The following is a 22,891-nucleotide window of genomic DNA, read 5'->3' as shown; positions in this document are numbered from 1 at the left end:
CCCCAGCCAACTTTTTTTTCAAATTCGCTCAAAACCCCTCCCCGTAAGGGCAAAACCGAAATTGTCTGCCCGCTGCCCACAGCCCACTGCCAATTAACTAATCGCAGCGCCAAATCTTAATCGTCTGATCCGCACTGCCACTGGCGAGCAAATTGCCCGAAGGTGCGATCGCCACCGAATACACCGTACCCGAATGTCCCTTAAGAGCGCTCAACAGCTCCCCCGTCTGCAAATTCCAAATATTAATCGTATTATCATCGCACCCGCTAGCCAAAGTCAAACCGTCCCGACTGATAGCAACCGACTCGCCCCGACTCACATAATTCTGCAAAATATGCACCGCCTCATTCGTTCCTAAATTCGTTACACCGTTTCCCCTCCCAGAATTAGTATTTAAAATCCGCAACAAACTGCCCGTATGCAAATTCCGCAGCTTAATCGTATAATCATTGCTGACGCTAGCAAGAATCTGACCATCCGGCGCGATCGCCACAGAATTCACCCCAACATTCAACCCCGAAAGAGTCCGCAGCAACTTGCCGCTTTCCACATCCCAAACCTTGCTCGTCGCATCCGAACTGCCACTCGCCAATATTTTACCGTCCGGGCTAAAAACCACCGCATTCACATTGTCAGAATGACCCTTCAAAGTCCGCAGCAACTCACCACTCCGCAAATTCCAAAGCTTAATCGTATTATCAGCCCCGCCGCAGCTAGCAATTACCAGGCGCTTCGGGTTAATCGCCACCGAATTCACCTCCATAGAATGTCCGGGAAAAGTACACAGCAAATCGCCGCTGTGCAAATTCCAAAACTTAATTGTTTCGTCCGAACTGCCGCTGACCAACATTTTTCCGTCATAGCTAATAGCAACCGAATTTACGCGATCGGAATGTCCCGTCAGAGTGCCAATTAATTCCGTGCTTTCTAAATCCCAAATCTTAATAGTTTTATCCCAACTACCGCTAGCCAAAATTTTGCCGTCAGGGCTAATCGCCAGAGAATTCACAAACGATGAATGTCCTGGCACCGTATATACACACCGCCATTTCTGATGTTTTAATTTGTGAGCTAATTCCTTCACCCGCTTAGATGCTGCCTCAGCTTCCTCTCTGCGTTTGAGTTCAGCCTCCTCCAAACGCTGGCGTTCCGCCCTAGCTTTCGCCTCTCGCAGCGCCAGCCGCCGCATCTCTCCCTTAGAGACTATTCGCTGCTGCTCCTGAATTTCTTTAAGAGTTTCAATATAAGGTTGAGCCCAATCTTTAGAAAACCATTCCTGAGCAAATTCCGCCTCTAATTTAAATAACTGAGGTTCGTGAGTAAAATCGATATTTAAATAATACAAATCAGCTAAAAAAGCCGCCAATAACTTGTGAATAGTCACAATTATTTGCCGAATAATCCGCAGGCTCAGCTTTGTATCTTTTCCCTCTGCCTCCAACTGGTTATAAACCTCTTCCCAATTCCAAGGCTGCATCGCCACTAGAGAAACGCTCTGATTGATGACTCCCCAAAAACCAACATGAAAATTAACTTCATAATCGCTGATATCGCTGTACAGTATAGCTGTCGGTACGGGAGACAACACAGTCTGCAACCGCTCCACATCAATATCAGAAATGGATTTTTTGAAATAGTCTCCGTAAAACTGAACCGGGCACAAATCTCCGTGCGGGGGGTAGTGCTGGTTCAAAAAAGCTCTTAACTTAGCCGGCAGCTCGATATTCAGATTGTGGCGAAACGAATCGGGGCAATCTTCGCTAATTTTTGCGGGAGCAACTAACAGCAGCAATCGGTGCTGCTGCTGCTGCAAAATCTGTTCAGTTTCCTGCCTGCTCAAATTAGAAAACCAGTTGTCCCTGTCCCAAATTGTTTGAATTTCGTTCAGCTTAACTCGAATTGCTTCTGATTGAAACTCCCGCATTAAGTCGCGGCAAAGTTTGCTAATTGCCCGCTTATCTCTTACTTCTTGTGCCTTAATTCGATTAGCCCGTTCTTCCTTTACCCATTCTTCTGCGCCGGCGATCGCGATTAATTCTTGTTCTCTGGCCTGCTGCCGCTGCAAATATCTTACTTGTGCTTTAATCCAGCGGGGATCTTTTTTGATTTGCTGGTTCAAAGCTGAAGAACCAGACGGCTCAATTTCTGCATAACGTTCGTTGACAGCGCTTGCGCCCAATCTTTCTCCTAATTCAGAGGCTACAGGCTTCAACAGTTCAATTAGGGTGTCTGAGACGGGGCGGGGTAAGGACATACCAGTTAAAACTTTTTCTTACTTAAGGACGATCGCGCGAGTCAGGCATATCTCGCTGGGGCAGGGCTATTACATTTGGGCGATCGGCCGATGGTATATGTAAGGCGTATCGTGCAGGCGTATCGTGCAGCCGCGCCAGCTTAGCACCTTAACTCAATAATAATATTTATTTATAGACTTTACATTTTACCCCGAATCTGAATCCAAACCACCGACGGAAAAGACTTCAGGATATGCGATCGACCCTGAGTTCCCCCAATTTGTTTTTTTTGTTGCCTTTTGACTTGCTCTTGTCTATAATCGTACTTCACAACCATAATTACGGTATTCCGACCTAATAACCGTACTTTTACTAGAGGAACAAATATAATGAGCCCGTGGCAACGCCTAACTCAACACCTTCACTGGCCACAACAGCCACCAGCCAGCACAAATCAATCATTTACGGCGCTCAAAAGATTTGTGTCGCTATTTTTAGTGGGAATAACTTTAAGTCTAGCCGTTGCATCCTGCGGCCAGGGAACCACCAATAACCCCGCAGCCAACAAAGGCGGTGCTACCCCAGCAGCCAACAAAGGCAACGTAGAATTAACCCTAGTATCCTTCGCCGTCACCAAAGCCGCCCACGAAGCCATAATTCCCAAATTCATAGAACAATGGCAAAAAGAAAAAGGCCAAACCGTAACCTTCAACCAAAGCTACGGCGGTTCCGGTTCCCAAACTCGGGCCGTAATTGACGGTTTAGAAGCAGACATCGTACACCTAGCCCTCGCCCTCGACACTCAAAGAATCGAAAAAGCCGGACTCATTGAGCCTGGGTGGGAAAAAGAAGTCCCCAACGAAGGGATAGTCAGCAAATCCGTAGCAGCAATAGTCACCCGCGATGGCAATCCCAAAGGCATCAAAACCTGGGAAGATTTAAGCAAAGACGGAGTAAAAGTGATTACTGCCGATCCCAAAACATCAGGCGTTGCGCGCTGGAATTTCCTGGCACTCTGGGGTTCGGTTCTTAAAACCGGAGGAGACGAAACCAAAGCATTAGACTTGACTACTAAAGTTTACAAAAACGTCCCCATCCTGACTAAAGACGCCCGCGAAGCCACCGACGTATTTTTCAAACAAGGTCAAGGCGACGCCTTAATTAACTACGAAAACGAGATTATCCTGGCTGGTCAGAAAGGTGAAAAACCAACTTATACTATTCCAGAAGTCAATGTTTCGATCGACAATCCCATTGCCATCGTCGATAAAAACGTTGATAAACACGGCACTCGCGAAGTTGCCGAAGCATTTGTCAAGTTTCTGTACACCCCAGAAGCTCAGCGAGAATTTGCCAAAGCCGGCTTCCGCCCAGTAGATGCGACAGTAGCGGCGGAACCAGAATTTGTCCAAAAATATGCCCCCATCAAAACCCTATTTACAGCTCAAGACTTAGGCGGTTGGGGAGATATTCAGCAAAAATTCTTCGATGACGGAGCTATTTTTGACAAAATTCAAGGTTCAATTAGACAGTAGTGGCCGGGGCAGGTTTACGAGATGATTGGTTTTAGGCAATTATTATTGGTAAAACCAGCCCCGGAGCGCAATTATTCTTTCCACCTCAAAACTATTCACTTATGGCTGAATCATCTGCAATCAGTAACCCTCAATCTCCGATCGAAAATATCAAAAGGGCGATCGGCAAAATCACATTACCTTGGGGAATTACCCTAGGCTACCTCAGCTTAATGCTGTTAGTTCCAATTGCAGCATTGCTGCTGAAAGCCAGCACAGCAAACCCCGCCGAATTTTGGAAAATTGCCACCAGTCCCATCGCCCTTTCCGCCTACGATGTCACCTTCTTTACGGCATTAATTGCGGCATTAATTAACGGAGTATTCGGCACATTAATTGCCTGGGTTTTAGTCCGCTACGACTTCCCCTTAAAACGGATTGTCGATGCAATCGTCGATTTGCCTTTTGCACTGCCCACCTCCGTTGCCGGTTTAACTCTCGCCACAGTTTACAGCGATAACGGCTGGATTGGTTCGTTTTTTGCACCTTTGGGAATCAAGATATCCTTTACTCGCTTGGGCGTAGGTATAGCGATGATATTTATTTCCTTGCCATTTATAGTTAGAACCGTACAGCCAGTTTTAAACGAGATGGAAAAAGACATCGAAGAAGCAGCTTGGTGCTTAGGTGCATCTCAATTTCAAACCTTCTGGCGAGTAGTCTTGCCGCCGCTATTTCCGTCTATTTTAACCGGAGTAGCACTCGGATTTTCGCGAGCGGTTGGCGAGTACGGATCTACTGTAATTGTAGCTTCTAACATACCGTTCAAAGATTTAATCGCGCCAGTATTAATTTTTCAAAGATTGGAACAGTACGACTATGCAGGAGCAACAGTTATAGGCACTGTCATGTTAGGTATTTCCCTGGCAATGCTGTTCGCAATTAATCTCTTACAAGCATGGAGAAGACGCTATGACGGCTAATATCAATTCACCCGCTGGTTACACATTTCCGCCCGCAGGTTCTAGTCGGAGTCAGGAAAAAGTTTGGGTAAAACCAACTTTAATCGGAATTGCGATCGGCTATCTCGCTCTTGTCTTATTTATCCCTACTGTCAACGTTTTTTATCAAGCTTTCAGAAAGGGATTTGAGCCATTTTTGTCTAACTTAACTTCGCCGGATTTTCTGCACGCAGCGCAACTTACCCTGGTAATTTCTCTGATAGTTGTGCCTATAAATACAGTATTCGGTTTGTGTGCAGCCTGGGTAATTGGTCGCAACAAATTTCGGGGACGCACCCTATTAATCAGCCTTTTAGACGTGCCTTTTGCCATCTCTCCCGTAGTTGCAGGTTTAATGATTGTACTGCTTTACGGTCGGCTGGGATGGTTCGGGCCGTGGTTGGAGGCTGCAAATATCAGGGTTATTTTTGCCTTTCCTGGAATGGTGCTGGCTACTGCTTTTGTTACCTTGCCTTTTGTGGCCCGCGAAGTGATTCCTGTTTTGGAAGAAGTGGGAACTGATCAAGAAGAGGCGGCGAAAACTTTGGGAGCAAATGACTGGCAAATTTTTTGGAATGTCACGCTTCCGAGTATTCGCTGGGGATTGCTTTACGGAGTAATTTTGACCAATGCTAGAGCAATGGGAGAATTTGGAGCCGTCTCTGTGGTGTCGGGAAATATTGCTAAAAAAACGCAAACTTTGCCTTTGTTTGTAGAGGATGCTTACAAGCAGTACGCGACGCAAGCCGCATTTTCTGCGGCGGTAGTTCTCGGTCTTTTAGCAGTTGTTACCCTCGTGCTTAAGGAGATTTTAGAACGAAAAACTAGGATCAAAGAAGTTGAAGAATAGTCATTAGTCATTAGTCATTAGTCATTAGTCATTAATCATTAGTCATTAGTCATTAGTCATTAGGGCTTTAAGGTGCGCGCTGTGAACCTCATCCCTTAAACCAGGCATTAGTATGGTGCGGCGCTAGCGACAATCTGGTTGGAAGCTCGAAAATCTCACAGCGACGCACCCTACAATATCTTGGTGCAAAATGTAAACTGAAACAAACATTAGGAGTCCCAAATGTTAGCTCACAACACTAGCGAATCTGAATTTGAGGCGATCGGCGATTTTCACAGAACCCAAGAATCAGATATTCCCAAATCTGATAGTGGTGACAGCAGACCAACTCAAACCCGCATTCGCATTCGTGTTCCTAAAGAATATCATCAGGAACCTGTCATCTCTAACCTGATTTCTGAATACGGTTTGACAGTCAATTTTAATGCCGCTTTGTTGGGGGTCAAAACTTTAGATGACGGTTGGTTTGACTTGGAACTTAACGGTACAAGTAAACAGATTGAAACGGCTCTGATTTATCTCAATGATTTAGATGTGGAAATCTGGAGCAATTCCAATAATCCCGATGAAGAAAGTTGGTAATTAGTGAGTCTTGGACGCACACAAATGGAAGAGGATTTAATATTCGGGACTGCCACGCCAAATTTTCTTTCCTCTTCCCGGTTTATTGAGTCTAATAGTCTCTAGGAATGTTAGTCATGACTCAGCATTCATTAGTCCTATCTATTCCTGTAAAATAACTGTTCTAACTTTTGTAGTGAGGAATGCAAGTCCTCTGAGTTTTATGAGGACTTGCATTCCTCACTACAAAAAAATTTGATGGCGGTTGGTCGATCGCACATACAGATCATTCAGCAGCCAACAACTACCAAATAACACCAGCTTACAGCTAATAACCGTGACTGATGACTCTTGATTAACAAATATCGATCGCCATCGCTTCATTATTCGATTGACAATTTTTATAAAATCTGGTATTTTACCCATCTCTGGCATATCAATAAACAGCGCAAGTCTTCTCCAACATTTTTTTAACAGCCGGAACAATATCCCCCTTTAAGACTTCTCAACAATCAAACTAACTCAGTTAGGGCAGGGGAGCATAAAAAAAGGTTTTTGTCAATATTCAATTTAGGTGAAAGTTAGGTTAGGTGAAATTAGGGGCGATCGACTCTCATCCGCGCTGGAAAAAGATCGATCGCTGCTGCGGTTGCTTTGTGATATGAATTTGATGTGTGCGTGTACCAGGAGAATTTGAACGTGGAACTCTATAAAGAACGGAAACACCAGATAGTTTTTGCAGATTCACAAGTTAAAGATTGCGAAAGTTTAACAGAAACGGTCAATCCCGATACAGAAATTGTTATTCTCAAAGCCGATCGCGACGGCATTGAGCAAATCGCCGAAACACTTAAACAGCGGCAAAACATTGCAGCCGTCCACATTTTGTCTCACGGCGCAGCAGCCAGCTTGCAACTGGGGGGCACAGAACTAAATCTGTGCAACATTGAAAGCTACCGCAATTATTTAGAAACATGGTTTGCTTTGCCCACAACTGAGGCAAACTCCAACTCTCCAATTACAGCTAAACCCGAAATTCTGCTTTACGGTTGCAACGTCGCCGCCACAGAAGCAGGTGTTGCTTTCGTGGAAAGGCTGAGCCAGCTCACCGGAGCAAATATTGCCGCTTCCGATAACTTGACGGGGAATGCTGCGTTGGGTGGAGACTGGGAACTCGAAGTAACTACGGGCAAAATAGAAACACCTTTGGCATTTTCGGCTGAGGCGAGGGAAGCTTATAGTGCAGTTTTAGTCGCCACATTTGGGGAACTGCGAGATGCGATAACTCTGGCTAACGCTTTGCCCAATGCAGACACGATCGCCATCACCGGCAACATCACCTTTGCGCCCGGACAGGTTCTGCCCAGGATTTCTACCCCTATCACCTTTACCGGCGGCGGTTTCACCCTAGATCTCGGCAATAACCGGGGGTTCTTCATCGACACCGCCACTACCCCAGTCACATTTTCCAACCTGACAATTACCGGTGGTATATCTACAGGCGCTGCGGGCACAGGTGGCGGTGGCGGTGCAGCCGGCATGGGAGGCGCACTATTTATTAACAGCGGCACTGTCACAGTTAACAGCGTGACCTTTACTGGCAACAGCGCTACGGGCGGCGCGGGCAGCGCGCCCCCCGTCGCTCCCGCAGTCGCAGGCCCGGGCGGCAACACCGATTTTGCAGGCCTGTTTCCCTTTGTTTCCGCAGGTGGGCCCGGTCAAACTGGCCTCACCGGCTTGCCAAGCATCGGCGCTGAGGGCGGTACGGGCGGCAATGGGGGCAACGGCGGCAACGGCAGTGGCGGATTGCCAGGTACCGGTCTTAACGGCGGCCCCGGCGGCGCTGGCGGTACGGGTGGCGCAGGTACCGGCGGGACTAACGGCGGTACGGGCGGCCCTGGCGGTGCCGGTGGCGCTGGCGGCCTCGGAGGAGGAGGAGGCGGCGGCGGCGCTGGCGGCGCTGGTGGCGTCGCCGGCAGTGGCACAGTAGGTGCAGCCGGCCCTGGGGGCATTGGCGGCGCTGGCGGCTTCGGAGGAGGAGGAGGCGGTGGCGGCGGCGGTGTTGGCGGCAACGGCGGTGTCGGAGGCTTCGGAGGCGGAGGCGGCTTCGGTACCGCAGGCGGAGCCAGCACGACAGTGGGAGCTTTCACCCCGGGCGGCGTCGGCAGCCCAGCCGGCGGCGGCGGCGGTGCTGGTTTGGGAGGCGCAATTTTTGTTAATACTGGCAGTTTGACCCTGAACAACAGCACTTTGTTCAACAACACAGCAACCGGAGGCGCGGCTGGCGGTGCGGGGGCGACACCGGGCCAGGGCGCGGGTGCCGCGATTTTTGTCAACAGCGGCGCTACTGCAACTCTGACTAACAACACCATCACTGCTAACACTGCGACTGCAACTGCCCCTGCTCTTGCTGTGGGCGGGGGTATTGCTACTAACGGCGGTACTGTGAATCTCCTAAATTCGATCGTCGCCGGGAATTTGGGCGGCGCGAATCCTGACGTGTTCGGGACATCCTTCGCTGCCACCAGTATCCGCAATTTGATCGGGAATGTTGCTGGCAGCAATTTACCTGTCGCCCAGCAACTGACAGTTCCTCTAGCAAATGTCATCGCCCCTACCGCAGGATTGAACCAGGCTACAGGCGTTCCTGTGACTTATGCTTTGGCTGACAGCACTGCGACACTTAATCCGGCGATCGATGGCGGGGATGCCACGGCTGCGGCTGCTGCTGGCGCGACTGACCAGCGGGGTACCGGCTTTCCCCGGACGATCGGCGCTAGTGTTGATATCGGTGCTTATGAATACGGCCCGATCGTCACAGGGGTTAAATTCAACGACCTTAACGGGGATAGCCTGCAAGGTGCCGCGGCGACTGAACCAGGTCTTCCGGGCTGGGTGATTTCTATAGGCACGAAGAGCGCTACTACCGCAGCCGACGGCACTTACATCCTCCGCGACGTAAAAACCGATACTCCGATTACAGAAGCGCCCCCCGCTGGAACGCCTGCGAATGCTTGGGTGCAGACTCTCGGCCCGACTCCGGCAAATACGGGTATTGTTAATGTCACGGGTGCCAATTTCGGTAATTTCCAGAAAACATCGATCGCAGGCAAAACCTACACCGATCTCGCGGGCAACGGCTTCACGCCCGATGACACGGTATTAAACGGCATCACCGTTAACTTATACCAAGACACCAACGCCAACGGCACCCTGGAAGTCGCCACAGATACTATTGTCGGCACTGCACAAACCACTGCGGGAGCAGGAGATTACACCTTCTCGGATATAGGCCCCGGCAATTACCTGATACAAGCCACTGCCCCAACCAACTCCAGCATCTCTTTCCCTGCTGCCGCAATTCTCGTTAGTGCCCAAAGCGGTACTCCCGTCACCGGTCAAAACTTCGGCGTTTTCCAAAACATCACCGTTAGCGGCACCAAATTCACCGACCTCACAGGCAACGGCTTCTCTGCTGACGACACTCCCCTCAACGGCACTACCGTTCGCTTGTTCAAGGATACTAACAATAACAGCACTTTAGATACGGGTGACGCGGAAATCGCCTCTCAAGTTACCGGGATAGCGCCAGCGGCTGCTGGGACGTATAGCTTTGCCAACGTCGGCTCCGGTCGGCACTTTGTGAGAGAAGACGTGCCGACTGGTTTCTCACAAACCGCAGGCCCGACTTTTTATCCAATTAACCCGGTCAGCGGCACAAACATTACGGCTCAAGACTTTGGCAACTTCCAGTTGGGCAAAATCAGCGGGATTAAATTTAATGACCTCAACAAAAATGGCATTCAAGATGGGCCAGAAGAACCACCGCTAGGAGGCTGGACAATTTACTTGGATGCCAACAATAACGGCGTCCAAGACCCAGTACCAGCCGAAACTGGCACCAACGCCACCGTCACCGATGTCGCCGGTAACTACCAGTTCACCAACTTGCCGGCCGGCACTTATACAGTGCGGGAAGTGCCACAAACAGGCTGGACGCAAACTGTGCCCCCGGTCAACGAAGCTACGCCTACTCTTTCCGGCGCGTTTACGATCGCCGTCACCAGCGGCACCGACTCCCAAAACAACAACTTCGGCAACTTCAGACCCAATAGCATCAGCGGTCTGAAGTTCAATGACCTCAACAACAACCGGGTACAAGATACCGGGGAACTAGGGCTTGCCAATTGGCAATTCTTCCTCGATACCAACGATAACGGCACTCTCGACACCGGGGAACCGAACACCCTCACCGATGCCGCCGGCAACTACCAATTCCTCGATTTGTCAGCAGGAACCTACAAGGTGCGGGAAGTCTTGCAGCCTACTTGGACGCAAACTACCCCCGACCCGGACGACATCACTGTCACCAGCGGTCAAGACATCGCTAATATCAACTTCGGCAACTTCCAGTCGAGCACTATCAGCGGTCAAAAATTCAATGACCTCAACAACAACGGCGTTAAGGATGCCGGAGAATTGGGGCTAGGTAACTGGCAAATATTCCTCGACAGTATCACTCCGGATGGATTGTTTCAGCAGGGCGAACCGACTACCATCACTGATGCCGCGGGCAACTACACTCTCCGAGATATACCCGCAGGTACTTACCAGGTAAGGGAAGTCCAGCAAAACGGCTGGACGCAGACGACCCCTAACCCCGCCCCCGTTACGGTTAATCCCTCCGATAACATCACAGGCATTGACTTCGGCAACTTCTTGCCTCAACCCGGGGCGATCCGAGGTCTGAAGTTCCAAGACACCAACAACAATGGCACTCAGGATGCTGGAGAACCGGGTTTACCCAATTTCCAAATTCAGTTAACCAATGTCGTAGCTGGAACTGCTCCTGCTCCTGTTACTACTACCACAGACAACAGCGGCAACTACTTGTTCGCGAACCTAACGCCGGGAACCTACCGTGTCCGGGAAGTCAACCAAACTGGGTTTACCCAAAGCACACCCGAACCCGCAGATATCGCCCTAACTTCAGGGGCTATTGTCACCGGCATCAACTTCGGGAACTTCCCGACGCCGACACCGACACCGACACCTGAACCCGAACCGCCGACGCCGCCACAGCCACCTGTACCGACGCCGACGCCTGCACCTGCACCGACGCCGACACCTGCACCTGCACCGACGCCGACACCTGCACCTGTACCGACGCCGACGCCTGCACCTGTACCGACGCCGACGCCTGCACCTGTACCGACGCCCACGCCTGCACCTGTACCGACGCCCACGCCTGCACCTGTACCGACAGATTTGGTTTGCCCTGAGAACTTCCCCAGGATCGCTACTCCCAATGAGCCCGGCACTTCTTCAGCGGGTAATGTGATCAACGGCCCTAACGGCGACGATACGATCGTGGGTAGTGCCGGCAGTGACTCTATCTTGGGATTGGGCGGCAACGATTTGATCTTTGGTCGAGGGGGCGGTGACTACATTAATGGCAATACGGCCAACGATACTGTCTACGGAGGCATCGATAACGATACTCTCTTCGGTGGCAAAGGGTTTGACCTGATTTTTGGCGATCGGGGTAACGATACGATTTATGGCAATCGTGGCAACGACTCTCTTTCTGGCGACGAAGGCAATGATTTATTGTACGGGGGCAAAGCCGATGACGTAATTTTGGGAGGCGCTGGCGACGACGTGCTATTTGGCGATCAAGGCAATGACACTCTCTGCGGCGATGACGGTAACAATACCTTAATTGGCGGCAGCGGTGATGATTTGCTCTTTGGTGGCACCGGCGATAACTTGCTCTTTGGCGGCATTGGCAGCGATACCCTCGTCGGTGGCATTGGCAGCAATGGCTTTGTCTTGTCAGCGGGCGGAGGAATTGACACGATTTTCAACTTCACCGCAGGAGTTGATTCGATCGAGTTGGTGGGAGGCTTGGACTTCAATCAACTGTCATTGACCGAAACTAATGGCTCGACGGCGATCGGAATCGCCGGCAGCAACGAGATTTTGGCTATACTGACGGGCGTACAGCCTAGCCAGTTATCGGCTCAGAGTTTTAGCTTGCTGGTTTAGTCCGCAGATAAAACTCGGCAGTTGCAAGCGATCCTACACTTGCCTCTCGTCCCAACAGAGAGGGACTACCCGAAAGCAGAGCCTCGAAACCCATGCTTCGAGGCTCTCCCAAAGAAGGGGAACGAATTCCGTTCCCCTTCTTTGGTCAAATTTGTTCCAGATACTTCAGCAAGTCGGCCATTTCTTGCGGACTCGGCTGAAACTGCGGCATTGGTGGGGTTTGCCCGCTGGTGACTTGCCGGATCAGATCGAATTCGGATTTGCGCTCGGACACTCCGTGCAAGTTGGGCCCGACTTGACTGTCTGAAACGGAGATGTGACACCCTGCACAGTTCATTTGAAAGATGGCGGAACCCTGAAACGGGTTGCCCGTGAGGGATAGTACGCTTTTGACGTAAGGATCGGCGACTTGAAACTGACGAATTGTGATAATTGCCAACATGATGGCAAGCAACACCGCTAGCGCAAATATGGCAAGTCGCTCGATCGGATTTTTAATTTCATTCCTGGCAAGTTGGTTATTCAAAGGAGTTCAATTAAAAATAGTATCTACAAGAAAATTTATTTCTCATAACATAGCTTAATCGTTCGCAGCGGGGAGAGCAAGGTCTGATACTCCCGGAAGGGCGTTTTTTGGAAAATTCATCTGTGTAAGTGCTGGTAATATTAAAAATAGGTTGTTAAATCTTAACGTTAAGGAGCTCTCATGGTAGAACCGCTGCTTTCAGGTATTGTTCTGGGTCTAATCTTTGTTACTCTGGCGGGGCTGTTTTTTGCTGCTTATCAGCAGTACAAGCGCGGCGATCAGTTGGGTATCAATAAGTAAAAGGGGCTACAGTCCCTCACTCAGGCTGTCAGGGGGAGGGGGAATTGGGCATGGGGCATGGGGCATTAATCTACCTACTAACTTCTTCCCTCTTCCCTTTTCCCTCTTCCCTCTTCCTTCTTCCATGGTTAAAGATATCGATCGAGAATAGCAGCAGTTTCCAGGCCTGTTTTTTCCCAGCTAAATTGTTTTGCTCTGGCTAAACCGAGATCGCGCAAGTGCGATCGAACTTTGGCATCGACTGCAAGCTCTTGCATAGCCGAGGCAATTTCCTCGACGCTGTAGGGATTGACTAATAAGGCTGCACCCCCCCCAACTTCCGGCATTGAAGACAGGTTAGAGGTGATTACAGGAGTGCCACAGGCCATTGCTTCGAGCACGGGGAGCCCGAATCCTTCCCAAAGACTGGGAAAAACCAGGGCGATCGCTTCGTTGATGACTTTGGGCAAGTCGGCCGCGGGAATGTAGTCTAAGAATTTTACTTGATCGACCAATCCCAATTCTTGAACCTGCGCCTTCAGCAGCGGCGTATAGCGTTTGTCTTCCGACCCTGCTATCCACAATTCGTACTCGGAATTATGATGCAAAGCAGCAAATGCTGCTACAACTCGCTGCACGTTTTTATACGGATTGTGGCGACCGATATAAAGAAAATAATTGCTTGTTGGCAAGTCTAAAAAACGGAAAAAACTGGTATCGTACCCTGGGAAAATTGGCGTAATTAAATTAGTAGGAATTTTGCAAAAATTAGCGATATCTTGGGCAGTTGATTCTGAGTCGCAGATGACGTGTTGAGCCTGTCGCAGCACTTGGGGAATGTAGTAGCGGTGATAAGGTGTCAGAAAATCGAAGCGACGGGGAAACCGCAGCGCTATTAAGTCATGTACTGTAATTATATAGCGGCAACCTGCAAATAAAGGAGCTTCGGGAATTGGAGAAAATAACAGGTTAGATTTTAGCTGTTTGTAAATTTTGGGGAGTTGGGTTTGTGTCCAAAGCAATCGGTTGATGTGTCCTTTGATACCTTGTTCTGGTGTTAGATTTGCGGGGATTTGGTAGCAGTTGTTATTGGGAAAATTTTCTGCTGTTAGTAATGTTGGGTTGAGGGATTTTAGGTGGGGAAATAAGTTTTTGGCGTAGATGGCTAAGCCGGTTGGTTTGGAAATTAGGAAGGAGAGGTTGATTAGCAGGTTGGATTGGGGATTGGGCATGGGATAATATGTAGATTGCGGTTTTTTAGTGGGATTTTTTTATTGAACCGCAGAGGGCGCAGAGGGCGCAGAGAGGAGAAAGGAAGAGAGGGAAGATTTACAGATATTGTTGTAAGATGTTGGCGGTTGCTTTTCCGGTTTTGTTCCAGCTAAATTGAGCTGCTCTAGCTAAACTAGCAGTTTTTAAGTTCGATCGCACTTTTGAATCTGTGGCTACTGTTTGCATGGCTTCCGCTATTTCTCCGACGCTGTAGGGATTGACTAATAATGCGGCCTCTCCGGCTACTTCTGGCATTGATGACAGGTTGGATGTGATGACGGGTGTGCCGCAAGCCATTGCTTCTAAAATTGGTAAGCCGAATCCTTCCCAAAGTGTAGGGAAAACTAGGGCGATCGCCTGATTCATCAGTACGGGCAATTGAGAATAGGGAACGTAACCGAGAAACTTTACCAAAGATTGTAAACCTAATTCTTCCACTTGTGCTATTAACTGCGGTGTGTAGGCGTTGGGAGGCCCTGCTAGCCACAATTCGTAATTTGCGCGATCGGGTAAACTCGCAAATGCAGCAATTAATCTTTCTAAGTTTTTATAAGGATCGTGTCTGCCGGTATAAAGAAAATAATTTTTGGCTGGCAAGTCGAGATATCTAAAATTAATATTATCGCACGCTAGGGGAATTGCGGTCATTTTCTGACGCGGAATATTGAAAAAGTTAGCAACATCAATCGCCGTTGCTTGAGAATCGCAAATAATGTGTTCTGCTTGCCGCACAACCTGCGGTATGTAGTAGCGAAAATAAGCTGTTAATCTAGAAAAGCGTTGGGGAAATCGCAAAGGAATTAAATCGTGAACTGTGACGATGTAGCGGCAGCCGGAATACAAAGGTGCTTCGGGAATGGGGGAAAATATCAGGCTTGACTGCAATTTTTGGTAAATTTTGGGCAAGGTGAATTGAGTCCACACGAGCCTGTTAATTTGTCCTTTCGGCCCTCGATTCGGTGTCAGAGTTTCTGGAATTTGATAGCAAGTATAATTGTCAATTTGCTGGGAAGCAAGTAATGTGGGTTCTAGCTGTTGCAGTTGCGGGAAAAGATTAGCTGCATAAGTTCCGATTCCCGTTGGTTCAGGACTTAAGAAGGATAAATTGATTAAAAGTGGGTTAGACACGCTTGAATTAGCCTTTAAGTTCGATCGAGCATTTGAGCTATATCGGCAGGATTTGGCAGCCGAATTGTAGCATACTCTTGGTGAATAATATCAAAAAAACTATTGACTTTTTTCTCAAAATGTGCAAGTCTAAAGTTCTGACTGCGTTGCTGTGCACCAGCTTGAAGTTCGGCTAGCAAATCAGGATTAACAATTAGTTGATGTGAATGCTGGCACAGTTCCTCAACGGTATTGAACACAAAGCCCGATCGCCCATGTTCCACAATTTCCGGTTGGCCGCCACCGTTGAAAACAATCGGAGCACAACTATTTTGCATTGCTTCGACAGTCGCCATCCCGAAATGCTCAAATCTTTGAGGATTTACTTCACCCAAACCGCAGCCGTGCCAAAATATGCTCGCTTTAGCATAAAGTGATTTTACCTCATCAAAGTCAGCATTGACTTTTAACTCGATCGCCCTTGAATCTTGCTTCAATAAATTCTGAACCGTCTTTAAATAAGGATTTTTCGGAATGCTACTCCCGGCTAAAATGAGCCGCCATCCTTGAAATTCTTCGGGATAATCTCCTAGCAAACTGCAGAAAGCTTTAATGAGTTCAATTTGCTTTTTTGTTCCCCCAGCTTCAAACTGTCCCACAGCTAAAATAATTTTTTCTTTCGGCACTTTAACTGTTGCCATTTCCACGGGCGGATAAAGCAGAAAAGTTGGCTGTAGGTTCCAGCGTTTCTCTAGCCATTTGACAGTAAATTGACTGTTGGCAATAATAAAAGTGTAGTCATCCACAGCAAAATGATGGTTGCGGAAGGTATTGGGAAAGTGGCAGAAAAATATTGAGATTGGCGACAGTGGTTTGACTTTTTCCAGTTGGTTCGCGTTGATGAAAATATCGTAGTTTTTGCTTTCTCTGGCAATTTCATCAAACGGATTTTCCATATCTTCCACGATGATGCTGGAATCGATGCACTGCATTCCGCGTTTCTCGTAAAACGCCAAGGGCATAATTTTAATTTTGCATCCTGAAAGGTTGAGTCCGTACCACGATTCTAAGTCGGAAACAGCAACTGGTTTGTTGGCGATAAAAGTAATGTCAAATTCATTTTGTAGCAGCGAGGCGATGGTAGCGACGTATTTTTGACCGCCACCCATAAAATGCAGCCCGTGATCGTAAATGCCGATCGACATTTTGCGATCGCCCCGAACCACCTGCAATCGAGGTAAAATGCGATCGACCTTCATCCGACTGTAAATCACGGCCAGCTTTTCCGACAACTGCGGCAATACAGTTTCGATGATTTCAGGTTTCTGATAATCAAGCAGCTTTTTAATCGCTACAAACAAACTCTCGAACAGCAAATCATACTGCTTGTTAGTAAAAAAATCTGAAGTGTGAATCGCTTTGACTAATTGCAAAGGTTCATGTTTTGCCAAATACAAAAATCGATTGCGGTTGCAGAAATACTCTGTAAGTTTGCTTCCTTTACTCGAACCCCGATACTCATGATGGGCGATGGCGGCGGGAGTATAAAGCATTTTCCAACCACGTTTGTGACAGCGTTTGGCAAACTCTACATCTTCAAAATACATCACAAAATCTTCATCTATGGGCCCCACATCTTCCAGACATTCTCTCCGAAAAAACACCGCCGCCCAACATAGCCCTTCGACTTCCTGTTCTGTATCGTACTGTCCCGAATCTTTTTCGCCAAAGCCGACATCTTGCCAATAAAAATTAGGTAATTGCTGAATGCCAGCGCTGTTAATTCGCCCGTCTTTAAACAGCAATTTGCCGCTAGTCGCACCGACTTTCTTATTAGTTTCTAGGATTTTGACAAGAATTTCTAACCAGCGACTGTCAAGGGTAGCATCGTTATTTAGAAAGCCGATATATTGCCCTTTTGCTTCGCTGATGCCAAGGTTGAGGGCTTTAGCGAAGTTGTTGGCGGAGTTGACAAAAATGCGAACTTTTGGAAAGAGTTCGCGCAGGGAATTAACGGAATCGTCTTTAGAGCAATTATCAATTACAATTAAATCTAGTTGCTGTTCGGGATACGCAAGTTTTTGTAGAGATTTTAAGCAATCTTTCGTGTGGCGCAGACCGTTATAGTTGACTATAATTAACGAACATATGGGCAGTGTGGTCATCTTTGATGCTTTATTTTTGTCGATCGAACAATTGAGCGGTAATCTTCTCTAAAATAGCAGTATGTTGCTCCTGCAGTGCTTTAATTTGCTCTATTTCCGACTGAAAGGCTGCGATCGCTCTTTGTTGAGTCTCAATCTGTGCTGTAACTTCGGGAGATGTGCTGCTGAATTCCGATTGAATTTTTTTCTCTAGAGTTTGTTGATTTTCTTGCAATTTTTGCAATTGTGTGCTTAATGTGTGCACGACGCGGGTATTAGCAAAATTGTAAATTACTTGACGTTCTAGTACGGGTCTGAGCAATTTTCGGACTATTTTCCTAACTGCAATGACTACCGAACCTAGCTGCCTTTGATAAGAAGTAATCGGAACGTTGTAAATGTCAAAGCCTGTTTTCAGAAGGGCGATGTCCTCGTCATCTTCATTGTAGGCGATCGCACTATTTTCTCTTCCCGACAGCGGCGGCTCAACAATACCAATTCGCGGCTCCAAAGTTTGCCGCAATTTATCTATAATTTGTTGAGTTGGTATTTCTTCGTACTGCAAACTTTCCTCTCCTTTAGATAACTTACTATGACTTATTGTGGAACAGGCATCTTGCCTGTTCAAGGGCGGGCAGGATGCCCACCCCCCAAGAAAATTCATCTCTTGTTAAATCAGGATTATTGCTTCCGATATTGGCAATATCTCAATTTAAACTAGCTCAATTTGACTGTCATCACCAATCATAAACCGCAGAGCTTTTGGACGGGGGGGCGCATTGGTTAGTTGAGCTCGCTGCCCGATCACGCTGTCCACAATTCGCTGGTGAATGCCAACTATTTTTGCCCCTTGCAATATTACACTGTGTTCGATATCAGCATCAATCATCGTCACGCGATCGGCAATACTGCTGTAAGGCCCGATAAAGCAATTTTCAATGCGGCAATTTTCCCCAATTACCACTGGCCCTCGAACTGTAGAATTAATTACCTCCGTTCCTTCCCCTATTTGCACTCGCCCGATAATTTGACTTTTTGCGTCTACTTTTAATTCAGTTGAAGCTACGATACAGCTATCTAAAATGATTTGGTTTGCACTCAGCAAATCGTCTTTTTTCCCCGTATCCAGCCACCAACCCTCTAAATTGCAGGCTTCTACGTGTTTCTCCTGATTGATGAGCTGTTGAATGGCGTCGGTGATTTCCAGTTCGCCGCGGGGCGAAGGTTGAATTTGATCGATCGCCTCGTGGATAGTAGGAGCAAAAAAATAAATCCCCACCAGTGCTAAATTTGACGGCGGAACTTTGGGTTTTTCTACTAACTGCAAAACTCGTCCATTTTCATCAACTTTGGCAACACCGAAAGCCGAGGGATTGGGAACTGGACGCAACAAAATCAGAGCGTCTAGTTTTTGCTTGTTAAAAATCTCTAAAAACGGATCTAGCGGATTCTCAATTAAGTTATCTCCCAAGTACATAATAAACGGAGAATCACCCAAAAATGGTCTGGCAATTTTCACCGCGTGAGCAAGTCCCGCCGGCTCTGCTTGCAAGATATAAGTAATTTTTGCACCGAAGCAAGATCCATCTCCTGTTTTCGTCTTCACCTCTTCCCCGGTTTCGGGACTAATAATAATCCCAATATCCGTAATCCCAGCCGCCACAATTCCTTCAATTCCGTACCACAGTATCGGCTTATTTGCTACAGGAACCAATTGCTTAGCACCCGTATAGGTGAGGGGACGCAAGCGTGTTCCTTTGCCGCCAGAGAGGATGAGTGCTTTCATTGGGTGAACTCTGAGTTATCCTTTAGGGTTTGCGGTGCTGGCTCGATTTGCCTGCACTTGTTCGCTCTCGTTGATTTTAAACCACCGCTACCCTGCTGGCAATAGTTGTCGTGTCTTATGATACAAATGATTTATGCCGATCGAGCTTTTATAGTCGGGGACGCATAGAGTGTCAGAAACCAGGTTTATTGCCACAGGAAGCAGTTAAAAGCTGAGTTTTTTTGTCAAAACACCCCTTTTTTAAGGTTGGGAGTGCGCCAGTCCCGATTTAATTGCGTACCCTTTTAATAGCGGCCATATCGAGCAATCAATTGACTACCACTATTGTTTTGATTTGTCAACCAAGCCCACATCTGATCGCCCAGACAAAAATGCCACCATTCGTTAGGATGCTGCTGAAAACCCGCATTTATCATCGCATTTTTTAAGATTTGCCTGTGACGGTGATGTGGCTGTTCTTGCGGGTGATTGCTGTTAGCAAAATAATCGGGATAAGAACGTTCTGATATTTCATCAATCGGAGAACCCATATCAATTCGCCGATTATTTTCATCGACTAAAGTTATATCTAAAGCAGCACCTGTACTGTGAGGAGGAGGTGTTGTGGTATCCATGCTCGGTACTGCCCAAAATTGATATACGTGTTCTATAATTACTTGGCGTTTGTCTTCGGAAACCGGAAAGTCGCAGCCTTGAGCTAAAGCAATTTGATTAAAAGTATAATCCACCATAAATTGCTGCACTTCGACCGGCCGATAAGCGTCAAATATCAGAATTTTCCACTTGGGGTGATTTTGTTGTAGCTGGGTTTGAGCGGCGATTAAACTATCTATAACTCCTTGCCGCAAATAGTAAGGCGAATCTGCTTTGCTGTTGTAATAGGGAGCACCCAACTTTTGATAGGGGTGCGGAATTTCAAAGGCAAAATGTTCTGGTGGAATCGGGACTAAAGGTTCGCCGCATTCATCTATCGCTATTTGCTGGTATGGTTTCATATCAAGGTTTTACCCTACTTTATGATTGCTGATGAACTACAATACTCAGTATATGCTTTTCACTTTAGTCCGTCGCGCGGCAAATAGCACAGCAGCTAGAATATCCTCATGTGCTAAATCGTCATAGTCATCTATAATTTCTTTAGCATTCATACCAGAACTGAGTAATTCAAGAATTAACTCTACTGGATATCGAAGACCGCGAATACATGGTTTTCCGTGACAGATATTTGGATCGAGTGTGATGCGCTGCAAAAGCTGGTTTTCCATATTTTAGGAGCAAATATTAAACATATCCTAACCTAAAAAACCTAGCTTTCGATCGGTTGGTAGTAAGGACTTTAGTGCTTTCAATCTCTATCTAAAGTCCTTACTGCCAAAAAATCTTAACTTTGGCGATAAGCAACTACCGCATAAAACGGATCGCCGCTTCCTATTCGCAGCATTTGCATAAAACTCGGCAAGTTAGGCTTGCGAACTATTACTTCCGGTTTGCTAAATCCGGGTATATTCGTTCCTTTGACAGAATCAAAGTAACCCTTGACTAATTCTACCCGATCGCCCTCGGAACCTTCCCGCCAAGCCGCGATCGCCTTTTGATAAAACATCCGGTTGGAAAAGCTCATAATTGCTACACCCCCCGGCTTCAAAATCCGGTGAATCTCGGCAAAAACCGCATCTGGCTGCTGCAAATACTGTACCGAAACGCAGTTGACAACCGCGTCAAACTCTGCATCCGGCAGCGGCAATTTGGGATTGGCGTTCAAATTCTGCACGAAATAATGATTCAGTCTGCGATTCTTTGCCAACTCGTCTTCATTCATGCCGTGCCCTTCAACATGGGCAAATTGCATCTCGTCAGGCAAGTGAGAAACCCAACTGCTCATCATATCAAAAATCCGAGTATTCGGTTTCAGCCGTTCCCGATATAAATCGGTGAGTTGCTGAATGAATCCATCGTCTACGTGAGTCACATACCGGGGAGCGGAATAGAACAAATTGTCGTCGGTGTCGTCTAACTTGGTGCGTTGGTCGGGTGGAAGCAACATAAATTCTGATTGCAAACTAGATTTACTCTTTCTAGTTTAAGAACAATAAGAATTGTTAACATATCCGGCAGAGGGCGGATTCCCGGTTTTAGCGTAGCAGTCGAGCGCCAAATAACCTGCTGGCACCCTTTGGGCTTGTGGCAAGAAGACGGTTTGCCCACTTCCAGCATTGGCGACAAACTGCAAGAGGTAGGCGGGACGCTGACAGGCGCGATCGCATTGAAGAAAGAGGCCTAGTCCGCTGCGAGAGAGACACGGGCGATCGCCGCATTTGGCTGAGACACTCTGGCGTCGTCTGCGATCCAGAAGCGATCGCTGCCGCTGTTGCCGCCGAAGTAGTCGGCCAGCATTTCGCGAACTTCTTGGAGTTGGTTCGGCTCGAACAGGCCGGTGGCGTCGGCCAGGGCGATCGACGCGGCGGTGTCATTGGGTGTGGTTGGTCGAATCATGATGAACTCCATCGACCTTTTTTGAGCAACTAAATCATGCTCGATCGCACATCCCAATCATTGCACTGACCAGTTTTCAAACCTCAATCCAGGGATTCTTTCAAAATCTCGGCGATTCCGGGTAAGTAGAATACCGCTTTTTGCAAGTGCGATCGCGCCTATCCGTAAATCTTGCGTGCCAACGCGGATTTTTTGCCGCAAAAATTCCCTATAATAATTTTCAGCATCTCGATCGAAGTCAAGCAACTCAAAATCGGTCAGATAGTTAATGGTTTTTCGCAGACTTGCATAAGCTGATATTATTTCATCCCCTGATGTCGCTCGTCTGATACGGTTAAGTCGTCCATACATTTGCTCTTCAAATGTAACGATCGTAATAGCAATATCTTTTGGATTAACTTCACTGACACGTTGCACTATTTGTGGATTACCCTGCCCAAAAAGTGTGGCATGGTCTGTATCAAATATCCACAAAGTCACTTAGCCGTTTCCTCCACCTCAATTGTATTGGTGGCTTCTGCTTCATCGAGTCGATCGTAATATTCTGCCATTTGTGCATTCCTGTCGCGGCGGAGTTCTGCAATATCTTCTAGCATCTCATCAAAGTGCGGATCGTTTTTAAAGGCTCCTGCCCACTTCATTAAAGGATTTTCAGTTTGGGGAATGTCTACTGTCAGAGAGACTATTTCGACTTTTTTTAGACGCTCGGTCAACAATCGGTGCAAAATTTTTAAAGCTTCTTCTTTAGTAGATCCTGAGCTTCTGCACTCTGGCAATTCCCAAACTATTGCGCTGTAGAGGTCTTCATCGTGCTTTTCAATTAGAACTTGATAAGTTAGTTGGGTTAAAGGATTTGGAGTAGGGGTTAATACTGTGGCATTCATCTGTTTTTTATGGTTGATTATATTTGGCATTTTAACGCATTGTTTTTCAAACCTCCAATTAATTCTTTTCGCAAGGCTTTCAATAGATGTCAGCGGTTCAGAACGCCACCGCACTTAAAGCCTGCGGGATTCTAGCCTTTACCAATCATTCACGGCTGCGATCGCAACTTCACTCTTACTCTCAATACATAT

The 22,891-nt window shown here is 47.5% G+C and carries 20 protein-coding genes; 7 read left to right on the top strand and 13 right to left on the bottom strand.

Annotated features, from left to right (window positions below; genetic code table 11):
- Nucleotides 1-97: 97 nt before the first annotated feature.
- Nucleotides 98-2,254, bottom strand: a complete 2,157-nt coding sequence (locus QUA74_RS04625) for a WD40 domain-containing protein (RefSeq protein ID WP_333325460.1) — start codon at nucleotides 2,252-2,254, stop codon at nucleotides 98-100.
- Nucleotides 2,255-2,623: 369 nt separating this feature from the next.
- Here QUA74_RS04625 and QUA74_RS04620 point away from each other — a divergent pair, with 369 nt between their 5' ends.
- The 5 genes from QUA74_RS04620 to QUA74_RS04600 all read left to right on the top strand — a co-directional run bounded on the left by QUA74_RS04620 (nucleotide 2,624) and on the right by QUA74_RS04600 (nucleotide 12,208).
- Nucleotides 2,624-3,769 (top strand): sulfate ABC transporter substrate-binding protein, encoded by a 1,146-nt coding sequence (locus QUA74_RS04620; protein WP_333325457.1) that lies wholly within the window; start codon nucleotides 2,624-2,626, stop codon nucleotides 3,767-3,769.
- Nucleotides 3,770-3,870: 101 nt separating this feature from the next.
- Nucleotides 3,871-4,731 carry a sulfate ABC transporter permease subunit CysT gene (cysT, locus tag QUA74_RS04615; protein WP_333325455.1) on the top strand — a complete coding sequence of 287 codons (861 nt, stop codon included), beginning with the start codon at nucleotides 3,871-3,873 and terminating at the stop codon, nucleotides 4,729-4,731.
- Nucleotides 4,721-5,599, top strand: a complete 879-nt coding sequence (cysW, locus tag QUA74_RS04610; RefSeq protein ID WP_333325452.1) for a sulfate ABC transporter permease subunit CysW — start codon at nucleotides 4,721-4,723, stop codon at nucleotides 5,597-5,599. The genes cysT and cysW overlap by 11 nt, the downstream gene beginning before the upstream one ends.
- A 222-nt stretch (nucleotides 5,600-5,821) precedes the next feature.
- Complete coding sequence (locus QUA74_RS04605; protein ID WP_333325449.1) at nucleotides 5,822-6,181, top strand: NIL domain-containing protein; 360 nt, start codon at nucleotides 5,822-5,824, stop codon at nucleotides 6,179-6,181.
- Between the two features lie 678 nt (nucleotides 6,182-6,859).
- Complete coding sequence (locus tag QUA74_RS04600; RefSeq protein ID WP_333325446.1) at nucleotides 6,860-12,208, top strand: DUF4347 domain-containing protein; 5,349 nt, start codon at nucleotides 6,860-6,862, stop codon at nucleotides 12,206-12,208.
- A 145-nt stretch (nucleotides 12,209-12,353) separates the two neighbouring features.
- Here the strand turns inward: QUA74_RS04600 and QUA74_RS04595 are convergent, their stop codons facing one another.
- On the bottom strand, nucleotides 12,354-12,734 hold the full coding sequence (locus QUA74_RS04595; RefSeq protein WP_333257925.1) for a cytochrome c: 381 nt from the start codon (nucleotides 12,732-12,734) through the stop codon (nucleotides 12,354-12,356).
- Nucleotides 12,735-12,914: 180 nt separating this feature from the next.
- On the opposite strand from QUA74_RS04595, the gene petG reads away from it, so the two are divergent.
- Nucleotides 12,915-13,034, top strand: a complete 120-nt coding sequence (petG, locus tag QUA74_RS04590; protein ID WP_006632329.1) for a cytochrome b6-f complex subunit V — start codon at nucleotides 12,915-12,917, stop codon at nucleotides 13,032-13,034.
- Nucleotides 13,035-13,162: 128 nt separating this feature from the next.
- Here the strand turns inward: petG and QUA74_RS04585 are convergent, their stop codons facing one another.
- The 8 genes from QUA74_RS04585 to QUA74_RS04550 all read right to left on the bottom strand — a co-directional run bounded on the left by QUA74_RS04585 (nucleotide 13,163) and on the right by QUA74_RS04550 (nucleotide 21,366).
- Nucleotides 13,163-14,245, bottom strand: coding sequence for a glycosyltransferase family 1 protein (locus QUA74_RS04585; protein ID WP_333325443.1), 1,083 nt, complete (start codon nucleotides 14,243-14,245; stop codon nucleotides 13,163-13,165).
- Between the two features lie 97 nt (nucleotides 14,246-14,342).
- Entirely contained in the window at nucleotides 14,343-15,413 is a 1,071-nt protein-coding gene (locus QUA74_RS04580) for a glycosyltransferase family 1 protein (RefSeq protein WP_333325440.1), read from the bottom strand.
- A 14-nt stretch (nucleotides 15,414-15,427) separates the two neighbouring features.
- Nucleotides 15,428-17,557 (bottom strand): glycosyltransferase, encoded by a 2,130-nt coding sequence (locus QUA74_RS04575; protein WP_333325437.1) that lies wholly within the window; start codon nucleotides 17,555-17,557, stop codon nucleotides 15,428-15,430.
- Nucleotides 17,558-17,567: 10 nt separating this feature from the next.
- On the bottom strand, nucleotides 17,568-18,101 hold the full coding sequence (locus QUA74_RS04570) for a hypothetical protein (RefSeq protein ID WP_333325436.1): 534 nt from the start codon (nucleotides 18,099-18,101) through the stop codon (nucleotides 17,568-17,570).
- A gap of 147 nt (nucleotides 18,102-18,248) precedes the next feature.
- Nucleotides 18,249-19,322 carry a glucose-1-phosphate thymidylyltransferase gene (locus QUA74_RS04565; protein ID WP_333325434.1) on the bottom strand — a complete coding sequence of 358 codons (1,074 nt, stop codon included), beginning with the start codon at nucleotides 19,320-19,322 and terminating at the stop codon, nucleotides 18,249-18,251.
- A gap of 284 nt (nucleotides 19,323-19,606) precedes the next feature.
- Nucleotides 19,607-20,317, bottom strand: a complete 711-nt coding sequence (locus QUA74_RS04560; RefSeq protein WP_333325432.1) for a M15 family metallopeptidase — start codon at nucleotides 20,315-20,317, stop codon at nucleotides 19,607-19,609.
- A 45-nt stretch (nucleotides 20,318-20,362) separates the two neighbouring features.
- Complete coding sequence (locus tag QUA74_RS04555) at nucleotides 20,363-20,587, bottom strand: DUF433 domain-containing protein (RefSeq protein WP_333325430.1); 225 nt, start codon at nucleotides 20,585-20,587, stop codon at nucleotides 20,363-20,365.
- Nucleotides 20,588-20,703: 116 nt separating this feature from the next.
- Nucleotides 20,704-21,366, bottom strand: coding sequence for a class I SAM-dependent methyltransferase (locus QUA74_RS04550; RefSeq protein ID WP_333325427.1), 663 nt, complete (start codon nucleotides 21,364-21,366; stop codon nucleotides 20,704-20,706).
- A gap of 9 nt (nucleotides 21,367-21,375) precedes the next feature.
- Between QUA74_RS04550 and QUA74_RS04545 the strand changes: the two genes are divergently transcribed.
- Nucleotides 21,376-21,603 carry a hypothetical protein gene (locus QUA74_RS04545; protein WP_333325425.1) on the top strand — a complete coding sequence of 76 codons (228 nt, stop codon included), beginning with the start codon at nucleotides 21,376-21,378 and terminating at the stop codon, nucleotides 21,601-21,603.
- On the opposite strand, the gene QUA74_RS04540 is transcribed toward QUA74_RS04545, so the two are convergent.
- Genes QUA74_RS04540 through QUA74_RS04530 form a run of 3 tightly spaced genes read right to left on the bottom strand, consistent with a single transcriptional unit; the run spans nucleotide 21,600 to nucleotide 22,699 of the window.
- Nucleotides 21,600-21,872, bottom strand: coding sequence for a hypothetical protein (locus tag QUA74_RS04540; protein WP_333325422.1), 273 nt, complete (start codon nucleotides 21,870-21,872; stop codon nucleotides 21,600-21,602). The genes QUA74_RS04545 and QUA74_RS04540 overlap by 4 nt on opposite strands.
- Entirely contained in the window at nucleotides 21,873-22,295 is a 423-nt protein-coding gene (locus QUA74_RS04535) for a type II toxin-antitoxin system VapC family toxin (protein ID WP_333325419.1), read from the bottom strand. It abuts the gene before it with no gap.
- On the bottom strand, nucleotides 22,292-22,699 hold the full coding sequence (locus QUA74_RS04530) for a type II toxin-antitoxin system HicB family antitoxin (RefSeq protein ID WP_333325417.1): 408 nt from the start codon (nucleotides 22,697-22,699) through the stop codon (nucleotides 22,292-22,294). The genes QUA74_RS04535 and QUA74_RS04530 overlap by 4 nt, the downstream gene beginning before the upstream one ends.
- Between the last annotated feature and the right edge of the window lie 192 nt (nucleotides 22,700-22,891).

This window comes from Microcoleus sp. LAD1_D3 (genome assembly GCF_036702135.1).
GTDB lineage: Bacteria > Cyanobacteriota > Cyanobacteriia > Cyanobacteriales > Microcoleaceae > Microcoleus.
The sequence above is the reverse complement of the archived record's forward strand: the minus strand, read 5'-3'. Positions and strand labels throughout refer to the sequence as shown.